The organism is Sporosarcina beigongshangi, from assembly GCF_033485195.1.
GTDB classification, from domain to species: Bacteria; Bacillota; Bacilli; order Bacillales_A; family Planococcaceae; genus Sporosarcina; species Sporosarcina beigongshangi.
Genome location: NZ_JAWLIR010000011.1, coordinates 1 through 13,566 on the forward strand (window position 1 = coordinate 1; position 13,566 = coordinate 13,566).

Annotated in this window: 13 protein-coding genes and 1 riboswitch; of the genes, 2 read left to right on the forward strand and 11 right to left on the reverse strand. The window is 41.9% G+C overall.

The features are described from left to right. From fur to R2B77_RS07990, 3 genes are all read right to left on the reverse strand, one after another. Positions 1-455, reverse strand: a 455-nt coding sequence (gene fur / locus R2B77_RS07980; RefSeq protein ID WP_203246413.1) for a ferric iron uptake transcriptional regulator, incomplete at its 3' end; no start/stop codon positions are given. 94 nt (positions 456-549) lie between these two features. Continuing rightward, on the reverse strand, positions 550-1,065 hold the full coding sequence (locus R2B77_RS07985; protein WP_203246412.1) for a hypothetical protein: 516 nt from the start codon (positions 1,063-1,065) through the stop codon (positions 550-552). Positions 1,066-1,182: 117 nt separating this feature from the next. Further along, on the reverse strand, positions 1,183-1,728 hold the full coding sequence (locus R2B77_RS07990; RefSeq protein ID WP_203246411.1) for an NUDIX hydrolase: 546 nt from the start codon (positions 1,726-1,728) through the stop codon (positions 1,183-1,185). 72 nt (positions 1,729-1,800) lie between these two features. Between R2B77_RS07990 and R2B77_RS07995 the strand changes: the two genes are divergently transcribed. After that, complete coding sequence (locus R2B77_RS07995) at positions 1,801-2,703, forward strand: aldo/keto reductase (RefSeq protein WP_203246410.1); 903 nt, start codon at positions 1,801-1,803, stop codon at positions 2,701-2,703. A 63-nt stretch (positions 2,704-2,766) separates the two neighbouring features. Here the strand turns inward: R2B77_RS07995 and R2B77_RS08000 are convergent, their stop codons facing one another. From R2B77_RS08000 to R2B77_RS08015, 4 genes are all read right to left on the reverse strand, one after another. Continuing rightward, positions 2,767-3,582 (reverse strand): Cof-type HAD-IIB family hydrolase, encoded by an 816-nt coding sequence (locus R2B77_RS08000; RefSeq protein ID WP_203246409.1) that lies wholly within the window; start codon positions 3,580-3,582, stop codon positions 2,767-2,769. 84 nt (positions 3,583-3,666) lie between these two features. After that, complete coding sequence (gene norA, locus R2B77_RS08005; RefSeq protein WP_203246408.1) at positions 3,667-4,848, reverse strand: multidrug efflux MFS transporter NorA; 1,182 nt, start codon at positions 4,846-4,848, stop codon at positions 3,667-3,669. 205 nt (positions 4,849-5,053) lie between these two features. Continuing rightward, positions 5,054-6,322, reverse strand: a complete 1,269-nt coding sequence (locus R2B77_RS08010; RefSeq protein WP_203246591.1) for a nucleobase:cation symporter-2 family protein — start codon at positions 6,320-6,322, stop codon at positions 5,054-5,056. Positions 6,323-6,330: 8 nt separating this feature from the next. After that, positions 6,331-6,918, reverse strand: a complete 588-nt coding sequence (locus R2B77_RS08015; protein ID WP_203246407.1) for a xanthine phosphoribosyltransferase — start codon at positions 6,916-6,918, stop codon at positions 6,331-6,333. Positions 6,919-7,056: 138 nt separating this feature from the next. Next, positions 7,057-7,158: riboswitch (purine riboswitch) on the reverse strand. A 122-nt stretch (positions 7,159-7,280) separates the two neighbouring features. On the opposite strand from R2B77_RS08015, the gene R2B77_RS08020 reads away from it, so the two are divergent. Then, entirely contained in the window at positions 7,281-8,489 is a 1,209-nt protein-coding gene (locus R2B77_RS08020; protein WP_203246406.1) for a CynX/NimT family MFS transporter, read from the forward strand. A 71-nt stretch (positions 8,490-8,560) separates the two neighbouring features. On the opposite strand, the gene R2B77_RS08025 is transcribed toward R2B77_RS08020, so the two are convergent. From R2B77_RS08025 to helD, 4 genes are all read right to left on the reverse strand, one after another. Next, complete coding sequence (locus R2B77_RS08025) at positions 8,561-9,046, reverse strand: SRPBCC family protein (protein WP_203246405.1); 486 nt, start codon at positions 9,044-9,046, stop codon at positions 8,561-8,563. An 11-nt stretch (positions 9,047-9,057) separates the two neighbouring features. Continuing rightward, complete coding sequence (locus R2B77_RS08030) at positions 9,058-9,813, reverse strand: exodeoxyribonuclease III (RefSeq protein ID WP_203246404.1); 756 nt, start codon at positions 9,811-9,813, stop codon at positions 9,058-9,060. A gap of 164 nt (positions 9,814-9,977) precedes the next feature. Next, the gene (locus R2B77_RS08035; RefSeq protein ID WP_203246403.1) at positions 9,978-10,937 is read right to left on the reverse strand and encodes a LacI family DNA-binding transcriptional regulator; all 960 of its coding nucleotides are present in this window, start codon (positions 10,935-10,937) and stop codon (positions 9,978-9,980) included. Positions 10,938-11,162: 225 nt separating this feature from the next. Next, positions 11,163-13,499 carry an RNA polymerase recycling motor HelD gene (helD, locus tag R2B77_RS08040; protein WP_203246402.1) on the reverse strand — a complete coding sequence of 779 codons (2,337 nt, stop codon included), beginning with the start codon at positions 13,497-13,499 and terminating at the stop codon, positions 11,163-11,165. Positions 13,500-13,566: the final 67 nt, after the last annotated feature.

Sequence of the window (13,566 nt, forward strand, 5' to 3'; positions counted from 1 at the left end):
ACTTCACTATCATCTACATCCGATGTACATCTTTTACAAACACCATGAAACGTTAACCAATGATCTTTAATGGCAAATTGAAAACGGCTTTCAACAATCTTTTCGACATCGCCGAGAAGATCTTCCTGAATTTCGTCCACTGTACCACATTCGATGCAAATGAGGTGATGATGGAAATGGGCAGCACCTTCCTGCCGCAAATCATATCTCGATACCCCGTCACCAAAATTGATTTTATCGACTACTTTAAGATCTGTTAGCAACTCAAGCGTACGATATACAGTAGCTAGCCCAATTTCGGGTGCTTTCTCTTTGACTAGTAAAAATACATCTTCGGCACTTAGATGGTCTTCCTCATGTTCAAGGAGGACCAAAACCGTCGCTTCACGCTGGGGCGTTAACTTGTAACTTGCCCCATGCAATTGTTTTTTTATCCGATCGATTCGGCTCTCCATACGACGCCCCCCTCAAACTGCTTCCATTATACCAAATGGGCTTTCCTTCTGACAACATAAAGGAAACGGTTGGGGCAGTGAGGACAATTATTCTTTATAGAAGAATGAATTGAAAGACAATAATTTCAATGGCGAGCACGGCTACCGATAGACCAATTATTGTTGGCAATGCACGCATATTGCGCCTTTTCCCTAGTGTCGTATTCATGAAGTAGGGGGGAGTTAGAATTGCACAGTACATAAGAAATAGAAAGCAACCGATGAACTGAAACGGAAACCACCAAATCGAATAGGCCATCATTTTTGCACCCGAACCGAGAAGATAGGAAGATGATAAACCGAAAAACACGCATTTCACTGCTCCTAAAAACAGTACAAGAAAGCGCGTTTTACTGAACGACGCTATCGCAAACGTTACGATGAAAAACAGAGCCACTGTACCTATAGGTCTACTATAACCTGCCTCATGTCCTCCGACGACACGGACATCATAAAGCGCAATCACTCTTTCAATCGCAACCGTAGGCATGTCGCGATACAATAATGCCCCACCAATATAACCGACCGCCAAAATAATAAATAAGTGGATGAACGATAAGGAACGGACCATAGGCTGCACCTCCGCATAGTTTGTCCTGCTTTCACGGATAATTGCTTACCGAAGTAAGATCCAACTGTCCTAAAAAGCTCGATTGGTCCAACATATGCTTGTCCGTTCAAAATTAGGTCACTTTGCTAGAAGTTTTTTTGCATAGAGTACAGCAAAAGCTGTTTTTGCATCGAATATTTTACCCGTCGCAACCATATCCTCCGCCTGCTCAATCGTTACTTCCGACAATTCTATGAACTCATCCTCATCGCCCGCCGCAGGACTGTCGATTTTATACAGATCACGCGCCAAATACAGATGAATGATTTCATCTGCGAAGCCTGGTGACGTCGCAAACGATTGAATATAACTAAATTCCTTTGCACCATATCCCGTCTCCTCTTCCAGTTCACGGACTGCTGTTATTTCTGGAGCCTCTCCCGGGTCAATTTTCCCTGCTGGTATTTCAATGAGCGAGCGCTCCAACGCTTTGCGATATTGCTCAACAAGTACTAATTTTCCTTCCCTAGTAATCGCAATAACCGCAACTGCCCCTGGATGTTTGATTAATTCACGTTTTGCTCGATTGCCATCCGGTAATTCCACCTCTTCCACACGTAGTGTAATAACTTTTCCTTCGTACAAAGTTTCACCTGACAGCGTTTTTTCTTCGTATTTATTCATGCTAGTCAATCCCTTCTTCTAGAATTTCTAATGCCGACATTGTACCATGGATAAAACAGGGGGTGCATGATTATGAAGAAAAGAGATCTAGGCAAGAGTGGTCTGTATGTGTCTGAAATCGGATTGGGCTGTATGTCGTTACCAAATAATCTAGGGGAATCCAAAAACATCATCGACGCTGCAATCCATGCCGGCATCAATTATTTCGATACAGCCGATTTGTATGAGGGTGGTCGCAATGAAGAGCTTGTTGGTCACGCAATAAAAGGAAGACGTCAAGATATTATCCTAGCTACAAAAGCCGGTAATAAAATGAATCCCGACGGCAAGGGCTGGACGTGGGACGCTTCCAAAGCGCATATAACAGAAGCTATTAAAAAGAGTTTGCTTCGCCTCGAAACAGATTATATCGACTTATATCAGCTCCACGGTGGGATAATGGAAGACAATGTCGATGAAACAATCGATGCATTCGATAGCTTAAAAAAAGAAGGACTCATCCGACAATATGGCATTTCCTCGATCCGTCCAACCGTCATAAAAAGATTCTTGGATAAAAGCACTGCCATTTCAGTTATGATGCAATATAGTTTACTCGACCGCAGACCAGAAGAATGGTTCCCGATGATTCATGAAGCTGGCGCGTCTGTTGTCACAAGGGGAACAATTGCTAAAGGCTTTTTGACCGCAGAAGGTTTGGCAAGAGCAGAACAAGCAAACGGCTTCGTTGACTATGATGCTGCCGGACTGACACGTACAGTCCAAACACTAAGTGAACAATCAGCAGACCTGCACGCAGCAGCCATCGCTTATGTTCTTCATGATCAAACAGTCGCATCTGCCCTCGTTGGTGCACGCACAACAGAGCAATTGCTTGATTCGGTGATCGCATATGAGAAACAAGTGACGGATGAGGAGATTACTCGGTTAAGGGGTATTTCACAGTTCCACACATACAGGGAGCACCGTCTTTAATTTACATACAAAAAACGCACAGATTGTCATTTGACTGTGCGTTTTTGTATGCCTATTTTCACTTTATTCAATTATAGCGCCCATCGGTTCTAATACAAACTTTTCAATCGCATGACAAACGCCCTCTTCATTATTCGTCAACGAAGTATAATCGGCGATGTCCTTCACTGCTTGGACAGCATTGCCCATCGCAACACCTAAACCAGCCGTTTGAATGAGCTCAATATCATTGTGATTATCGCCTATCCCAATCGTTTCTGAACGATCAATACCCAGCTTGCTCGCCAAATGCAGTAGAGCACTTCCTTTGTTCGCTTCTGGGTGTGTCACCTCAAGATAATTCACAGCAGATTTAGAGATATGTGCTCTCTCACCAAACAACTCACGCAATTCATCTTGTAAGTGATCGAGGTCATCTGAAGCTTCAATAAAGAGCGCTTTCGTAAATCCTCGGTTGGCAAGCTTTCCGAGATCCGGTTCCACCTTATAAGGGACCTTAGACTTTTTAGAATAAGCAATAAGCTTGTCACTTTCTGATGCCCCATACAGAATATCATCCTGGTAAACTTGTAAATGCAAATCTTTTTCATTCGCAATATCCACCAACTGTTGTGCAATATCCGCCGGAATGAGACGTTCATAGAGCACTTCATTACTCGCAATTTCCTTAATGATTGCTCCCTGATAAGTAATAACCGGCACATTGATGCCTAGTTGCTGCGCAAACTGTTTGGCTGAAGGATACATACGGCCTGTTGCAATCGTCACAACAGTCCCTAATTCTACTGCTTTTTGTATTGCTTGAATCGTTCTAGGCGTAATGATCAGCTCGTCCGTGAGTAATGTTCCATCAAGGTCAATCGCAACTAATTTATACATAAAATCAGATCCCCTTTACTTATACGATATCTAGCTATCCTCGCATGATGCAGTATGTGGTGTCTAGTGAAGATGCTTGATCTTTCAGTCAGTTTCTCGCGCAAATAACGTTACATGACTCGGCTTTTTCCAAAATAGTGCAATAATCGTACCGATAAATAAAACAATCGCCGCAAAATAGTATGGATAATTTAGGTTAATATCGAAAAGTACACCACCTATAATTGGGCCGAAAATATTACCGATACTAGTGAAAGTTGAGTTCATGCCACCGACAAAGCCTTGTTCGTTGCCCGCAATTTTTGATAAGTAAGAAGTAATCGCTGGTCGCATCAAGTCAAACCCGATAAACAGGACAAATGTAGTGAGTAAAATAGATATATAAGAACTGACAAAGGTCATCAACAAAACAAGTACAGCCGAAATTGCTAAACTGTAGCGTATCAAATTGATTTCACCCATACGTCTTGATAGACGGTCAAACAATACAACCTGCGCAATTGCACCCACGATGCCACTACCTGTAATAACGATGGCAATATCTTTTGGTGTAAAGCCAAACTTGTGGTCAACGAATAGGCTAAAGAGTGATTCAAATGCGGCTAGCCCAAATGTTGATACGAATATTAAAATAAATGCAATGAAATACATAGGAATGAAAATACGACGAATCCCAGTTACTTGCCCAAGTGTCGGTGCTTCTTCAGCTACGCGCTCAGGCTCTGTTAAGAGGATAAGTGACAAAATCGCGGCAAACACTCCTAATATCCCCGCGGAATAAAAAGGGACACGCGTGCCTATTTCGGCTAAAAATCCACCAATCCCTGGCCCAATAATAAAGCCTGTGCTAATCGCCGCAGACATATAACCTAGCGCTTTCGATCTTGTACTAGTCGTTGTAATATCTGCTATAAATGCTGCCACCGCAGGCATGATGAAAGCAGCACTCACTCCACCAAGCATACGCGAGATAAATAGTACTTCAACAGTTTTTCCAATTCCAAATAAAAACTCTGAAAAACCAAAGACAAATAAACCAAGAACAATCATAATTTTCCGTCCGTATTTATCTGCCCATCGGCCTGCAAACGGAGAGAAGATTAGCTGAGTAATCGCAAATGCTGCCACCATATACCCGACCACTGCACCAGAAATATTCAACTCGTTCATAATCGTTGGTAACACTGGGATAACGAGTCCAATGCCAAGAAATGCGATGAACAAATTCATCAGCAAGATAGCCAATACGCCTTTTTGATTCTTCATAATTAAATCTCCTCTAGATGCTATTGTTTCCACTTTATGATGTATATCCTTGCATATCCAGCACCATATGTCTAGTTAAGTTTTCACATACTACAATTCCATAGTATACGGTTACGTTTCAACTTGTCATTTAACACCCAAATTTCCAGATTTCGCTCTTTCAAAAAAATCCTCCAATCTATTTTGTAGACTGGAGGAGAATTAATTACACCAAGTTTTTCTTTCTTGAAGGAATCATATTAAATAAAATATTCAAAGCAATCGCCGTTACACTTCCCGCGACGATGCCATTGCTCGTTAAAATACGGAGGCCCGAAGGAAATTGTGCGAATAGTTCAGGTGCAACTGTTACACCAAGTCCAAGCCCAATTGAACAAGCAATAATCATAGAGTTGTCCTGCGAATCGCCAATCACTTTGCTTAACATTTTAATACCTTGTGCTACAACCATTCCAAACATGGCAAGCATCGCCCCACCTAGAACAGCGACTGGAATAATGGTTGTCAGCGCAGCAATTTTTGGAACAAACCCCATTGTAATAAGCATGATACCCGTAATTAAAATGATTTTTCGTGATCTGACACCTGACATTTGCAGCAAGCCGACATTTTGCGAGAACGTTGTATAAGGAAAGGCATTGAAAATCCCACCGAGCAAGACGGCAATTCCTTCTGCACGATACCCTTTTTCAAGATCTTCCTTTTTAATATCTCGTTCACAAATATCCCCTAGCGCAAAGTACACACCTGTTGATTCGACCAATGAAACCATAGCGACTAAAATCATCGTCACGATGGCCGACCACTCGAACGTCGGTAGACCGAAGTAAAATGGCTCTACCATATGAATATACGATGCATCCCGAACAGCTGTGAAATCTACCATCCCCATAAATGTCGCAGCAACCGTTCCTGCAACTAACCCTAGTAAGATAGAAATCGCGCGCATGAAGCCCGTAGAAAATTTATAGACCAAAATGATGAATAACAATGTTCCGAATGATAATGACACATTCGCCATCGAGCCGAAATCACTCGCACCCTGTCCGCCGCCCATATTATTAATCGCAACAGGGATCAATGTAATTCCGATAATCGTCACGACAGAACCTGTGACAACAGGCGGGAAAAACCGTACAAGCTTACCAAAAAATCGACTAATGACAATGACGAACAGCCCAGACACAATGATAGCCCCATAGATTGCGGTAATACCAAATTCGCCACCAATAGCAATCATTGGCCCTACTGCTGTAAACGTACAGCCTAAAACTACAGGTAATCCGATACCAAAGAAACGATTATTCATAATTTGTAAAATCGTAGCAACCCCACACATTAAAATATCGATGGATACAAGATACGTCAATTGTGTCGATGTGAGGCCAAGTTCTGCACCTACAATGAGCGGTACGAGGACTGCCCCCGCATACATCGCTAATACATGTTGGAGGCCTAATGCCGTGGCCTTAATGGGATTATTCACTGAAGTTCATCCTCCTCAGTAAACGTTACTTGTCCGTTTTCAAGTGAAGCAATAATCGCTAATGACTCCACACGGATACCACGTTCGCGGATTAGTGAACCACCAGGCTGGAAGCCTTTCTCGATCACAATGCCGACACCTGCAAGCTTTGCCTCTGCCTGCTCAATGATATCGAGCAAACCAAGAACAGCCTGTCCATTCGCCAAAAAATCATCAATCAGCAGTACTGTATCTTCACTTGTAATAAAATCCTTCGAAACTGAAATTTCGTTCGTCTCTTTTTTGGTAAATGAATGAACACTTGCTGTATATAAATGGTCGATTAACGTCAACGACTTGCGCTTTCTAGCAAAAATAACAGAAACACCTAATACAAGTCCTGCCATCATTGCAGGCGCAATGCCAGACGATTCGATTGTTAAAATTTTTGTAATACCAGCATCTTTGAATCGTGCTGCAAACTCCTCGCCAATCGCCTGCATAAGCGGCGGGTCAATTTGATGATTCAAAAACGTATCCACTTTTAAAACTTGATCCGATAATACTTTACCATCCTGTACAATTTTCTCTTGTAGCAACTTCATGCTGTTATTCCTCCCTGTTATTTTCACAATCAAGGACCAAAAAAATAAGCCCTATGACCGTGCATCCATTCATACCATGAGTGGAGCAATGTCATTCGAGCTTATTTGTCGAATGGGAAAGAACAGGAGATAGACTCCTGTCAATCCGTTGCCGCCCATAGTCGATTTGTTTACGGCAAATCGGTAGAAACTCGCAGGCCATATTCCTGCTATTATACGAGTGAATTTTATTAGAATGGTAATAGTATAGCATGTTTCGATGCTCATAAAAATTAAATAATGATTCCTTCAATTCAATGAATAAGCATGTTAGAGCGAGTATGTTATGGTTAAGGATATAACTATATTTTGGAGGACTTATTTTGACTACTCAGCATGTATCTAGAAGATTAAAATTCACACGCAATACTTGGTTTCTACTAATCGGGATTGTGTTTATCGCACTGACGCTTCGCTCACCGTTAACAACTGTTGGCCCCCTCATTTCTTCCATTAGGGATAGCCTGGGGATTTCGAATGTCTTAGCAGGATTCTTGACAACAATCCCCTTACTAGCATTTGCGATCATTTCACCGTTTGCACCAAGGCTAGCACGACGCTTTGGGATGGAGCTCACTTTATTCTGTTCGCTTATTTTATTGACAGCAGGGATTATTATTCGCTCGCTAGGAACAGTACCCACTTTACTCATCGGAACGTTTCTACTTGGACTAGCCATCGCCTTTGGAAATGTGCTTTTGCCTAGTTTAATAAAGCTCAGTTTCCCATTGCAAATCGGGCTGATGACAGGTATTTATTCCGTATCTATGAATCTCTCGGCCTCGATTGCAATCGGCGTCAGTGTGCCACTCGCTCAAACATCATTTGGTTGGCAAGGTGCATTAGGAATGTGGTCGATGCTAGCACTCATTGCTTTGTTGGTTTGGCTACCGCAATTAAAAAACAAACGCTTGGCAGCTGTACCCGAAGTAGCAAAGGAAAAAATTCCTTTATGGCGCTCTCCCCTTGCCTGGAGTGTCACTTTGTTCATGGGCTTCCAATCGCTACTTTTTTATACAACTTCGGCCTGGCTACCTGAAGTATTAAAAGCACAAGGCATTAGTGCAGATAGTGCTGGCTGGCTAGTCTCCCTACTGCAATTTTCTCAGCTTCCTATTACGTTTATTATTCCTATCATTGCTGGAAAAGTGAAAGATCAGCGCATGATTGTCGTTGGCGTCACCACTTTATATATCCTCGGGTATGGTGGTGTTCTATTAAATATCACTTCCCTCACCGCATTATGGATGATTATGATTGGCTTGGCGGGTGGGGCGGCATTTGGACTGGCGATGATGTTCTTCACATTGCGCACACGGACAGCGCAGGAAGCGGCTAATTTGTCAGGCATGGCACAGTCCTTCGGCTACGCACTCGCCGCTGTCGGACCTGTATTGTTTGGCTTATTGCACGACTTTACGGCGGGTTGGACAATGCCTATGCTCATTCTCATCGTAGCATCTATCGTTGTCTTACTCGCTGGAATGAAAGCTGGAAAAAACGTCTTTGTACTATCACCGGAAAGCAAGTAGCATCATCAGATTTGTAAACAATAGCATTAAAAAGAGCTTCCGAATTGGAAGCTCTCTTTAATACATGATACTCAATCAGTTATTTTCAACGGCTGCATGATTTGTTCATATTGCTGGTGCCACTCCTGCCAGTCATCTACTCTGGAATGAATGGGCTCATTTTTGAGCAATGACTCAATCACATTCAAACAAACATGCCACCCCGCCAAGTCTTTGATGGTTTGATCAGTGATTACGCTAAAATACTCTTTAAAAATTAACAAACAGCCTTCCTGCTCTGGCTGTAGTTCAAACCGAACCCTATCGCCAAACCAATCAAATTCTAAAATTGCGTGCACAGCGTACGCTAATATCTCCAATTCTTCAAACTTTCCTTCTGACATGTCGAACTTCATAAATCCACCTTCACGAAGTTCTCCGACACGCAGCTCTTCAAACCACTTGTCCAATTTTGCATTATCCGTCAGCATTGCCCAAACTTCTTGCGCGGAATGCTTAATATGGCGTTCACTACAAGCAACGTATCCTTGCTCATACTGTTCAATAGTAGCAATCATGTTAGACCTCCTTATAATTGAACTTCCAAAACAATCGGGCAATGATCACTACCCATAATATGTGGATGAATAGTTGCATCTTTTAGTAAAGGTTCCAGACGATTCGATGCGATGAAATAATCAATACGCCAGCCAATATTACGCTCCCGCACTTTATTCATATACGACCACCACGTATAGGCGTCTCCTTGAGTAGGATGAAAATACCTGAACGTGTCAACAAATCCTTCTGCTAACAACACCGTCATCTTGCCCCGCTCTTCAAAAGTAAATCCTGAATTACCGATATTCGATTTAACATTGCGAATATCAATCTCTTCGTGCGCTACATTCAGATCGCCACATAAAATAACCGGCTTATGCTGATCAAGTTCCTTCAAGTATGCCCGCATGGCCTCTTCCCACTCAAGGCGAAAAGGCAATCGCGCCAAGTCACGCTGGGCGTTAGGTGCGTAAACGTTTACTAAGTAAAATTGCTCAAATTCTAATGTGAGAATCCGTCCTTCGGCTTCCACGTCTGCATCTCCCACACCGTATTTCACAGATAGCGGTTGCTCTTTTGTAAACACGGCCGTCCCTGAATAACCTTTTTTAACAGCATAATTCCAATACTGATGATAACCATCCAACTGCAAATCGATTTGACCTTCCTGCAACTTCGTCTCCTGCACACAGAAAACATCCGCGTTGACTTCATTAAAATAGTCTAAAAACCCTTTACGTACACAAGCTCGTAAGCCATTGACATTCCAAGAAATTAACTTCAATTTAGTTTGACCCCTTCTCTATTCACTAGCTACAGGTTACCAAACAAGTAGATAGCAGACAACAAAATGACTAGCATCTATGCTACAAGAAGTTTGAATAAATGCTATTACAATTCGAGCACTGATAACAGTATTACTCTTCATCACCTCGATGGTACCTCTAATTATACAGTCCCTCTCTCAATCAATTTCACGGCTATTTCCTTATTGGATATTTCTTTATTGATTGCCTGGTGGAAAAGGTCACTTCCCATTTCTATAACAGGAATTTCGATTGTTGTAATGTTCATCATCTTCGCTATAGGTTGATTGTCAAAACTACATATAGCTAGATCGTTTGGTATTGCTATTTGCTGTTGTTGACAGCAAATTACGATACCGGCTGCAACTTGGTCACCTGTTACTAGCAAAGCCGTCGGTGGTATAGCCATTTTTTTCACTTTATTAATGACTTTTTCGCCATCCTCAAAATAGAAGCACTCGTCAATCATATATTCCGGGACATAGGGCAAACCGTATTTCTCATGGAACTCCCTATAAGCTAGCTCTCTATTAAAACTACTCGGTCCTGAGCTTCTGCCAACAGAATAGCCAATTTTCCTATGACCTTTCCGATACAAATACTCCAATGCATTGAAAAATATTTCGTAGTGATTGACAAAGGTAGTCGAAATTGTTTTCCCTTTCACGTCTTCAGATAAGACGATTGGACCATACTGCTGATGCTCTTCTATTAATTCCATATCACAGGTTCTCGAACAAATAATCAGCCCATCAATTTGCTTTTCTTTTAGCATTTGTAATGCATCCATTTCTTTTTTTTCCATATAATCGGTTTGGAATAAAACTAAATAATAGTTATTGACTAATGCTTGCTTGGCAATCCCCTTCAATAACAAGGAAAAATAAGGATGATCGGAAAACGGGAGAACAACACCTATCAGCTTCGTTTTCCCTCTACTCAGATGGACGGCATTGATATTCCTATTGTAATTAGTAACTTTTATAGCCTTTAATACAGCATTCCTTTTTTCCTCACTTACATAGGGATGATTGTTTAACACCCGGGAAACAGTTGTTACTGATACCTCAGCAATCTTTGCCAAATCTTTAATATTCGTCATCTCTATCCTCACCTCGCCCCAATAAAAACATATTTTTAAAAGTTTTAATTTTTCCGCTTGCTCTGAAATGGGTTTCATAAATTATACTTTCATTATAGCTAAAGAGGAGGCATTTTGGTGATAATCCTCTTTATAAAAAAGTTGATCTACTATTGGCGTGACGGTTAGTCCGGCGTGACGATAGAGATCAACTTTTTGCTTTTTACCGGTTCCGGACACCCTTGCTTAATTCTTCACTACACTCTCTGGCGCAATATCAAGCAAAAAAGGGCTCGGTTCGCCTACACTGTAAAGCTGCAAGTAGTGCATAGCTCGGGTACAGGCGGTATAGAACAATCTTCTAAGGCTGTCATCACTATATACCTGTTCCGATGCGTCATAAATAATAACGGCGTCGAATTCGATTCCTTTCGCTAAGTACGCAGGTATGACAACAACGCCTTGCTCATATTCAATTGAACCACTTTTCACAAGCTTAATTTCTTCAATGCCACTTAGCGCTTCATATGCCACAGTACTCTCAGCCGCAGATTTACATATAATCGCAATCGTATGATAGCTCTGCTTCCTCAAGTCTGAGATCTTAGAAGCGATACAGCGGTGCAGTTCGGCGTGATTCGCCAATTGCGTCAGAACAGGCTTCTCACCGTCGCGTTCAAAAGCTGTAATCTGCTCACCGTTAGGGATGAGTCCTCGTGTAAATTCGACAATAGGTTTTGTGGATCTGTAACTTCGAGTCAAAGTGATTCCTTCCGTTTCTTCGGGTCCATATAAGCTAGTAAGCGTATGGAAATCGACCGCTTCGCTGGCATGTGCAAATATCGCCTGATTAAAATCACCTAGGACAGTCATCTTTGCCGCAGGAAATAACCGCTTTAAAAACTCGAATTGAAACGAAGAATAATCTTGCGCTTCATCTACAAGTAAATGTTTGATAGAGCTGTTCATCTGAAAGCCATGAATTAGCTCTTGCAAAAGTAAAAATGGAGTAGCATCCTCGTAAAACAGTTTGCCTTCGTTCAGCATTCTCACAGACAACTGGCAAATATCTGCCCAATTGTCAGGTGTATTCCCCTCCATCCATGATTCCATCAGCATTGGATTGGCGAAAAGCTGCTTGTATATCCCCTTCATGTTGATAAATTGAAGCGCCTGAATCCGTTTACGGAGGCTTCTTAGTTTTTTACGAACAATTAATCGGCTAAGTACTTCGACCTCATCCTCATAATTATCAAATGCCTCTTCCTTGTGATTGTGTTTTTTCTCCAATTGGCTGCGAATCTTCCGATAATCTTCATCACTGAGAAGCTCGATTTCATCCTGCACCCAAGGCTTAGTCAGTTCTCGCATCTCTACTTCATCAATTCGGGCGTTTAGCCACTCCGTTAACCTCTCAATTCTGTTATAAAAGCGAACTGACGTATCTTCACTATAAAATCTTTCCGTCATTTGTTTAGCAGAGACAATGGGTTCCCCTCTAAATTTAATCCCCTTAAAGACCATGCCGGACTGCTCTAGCGATTGTCTATATGTTTGAATAGACTCAAAAAAACGAGGAGACGCCTTAAACCGAATGCTTTCAACCCTAGTATTATAGGAGGCATCTTCATATGCAGTTAAGACAAATTCCAGTTGCTCGTATACATTTTCGACTTGAAATGCCCCACTTAGTCGATGGTTCAAGTACTCTTGAAATGTAACTTGTTGCATATTTTCTTCCCCAAGCTCGGGCAATACTGTGGATACGTAACTGTTAAACATCGCATTAGGCGAAAATAGAATGATTTGATCGGCTTTCAGACGATCTCGATACTTGTAGAGCAAGTAAGCTATCCGTTGCAGAGCAGCTGATGTTTTACCACTGCCAGCTACCCCTTGAACAATCAATAGACGTCCATGATCATGCCGTATAATTCGATTTTGCTCCTGTTGTATGGTGGCCACTATACTGTTCAAATATTTGTTTGTTCCTTTGCCAAGTACCTGCTGCAAAATCTCATCTCCAATGGTGAGGCTCGTATCGAACATCGATTCAATCCGACCACCACGGATCATATATTGCCACTTTTTCTCCAACAATCCACAAATCATTCCTCCGGGTGTCGAATATTCAACCGGACCCGGCCCATAATCATAGTAGACACTTGAAATCGGTGCACGCCAATCATAGATGAGGAAGTCCTCTCCAGTTTCATCCATGAGCGTAGAGACACCGATGTAAATACGTTCCGCGGCAGGCCCTCCCTCTTCGAGTACATCAATCCGACCAAAATAAGGTACCTCCTGCATACGGCGTAACTCTGACAAGCGCTTGGAAGCTTGTCGATGTGTACTTTCATTTACCGCCATCGTTTGACTTTGTTGTCTCAAGCCAATGATTGTTTCCAAATAATCATCAAAAGTATCCGTGTTAATCTTGACGTCATCCCAAAAGTGTTTACGAAAATCAACTACTTCTTTACGCCTCCGACCGGTTTCATCCTCCAGCTTACTCGCCTGCTCTGTAATTATCTCCATTACTTCGTTCACTCGTTGTTGCTCCCGCTTGATTTCCATATTCATACAAAACACTCCTTTATTAAAATAAGTGTTGACCAAAGAGACTTTATACTATATAATATAATTAGGT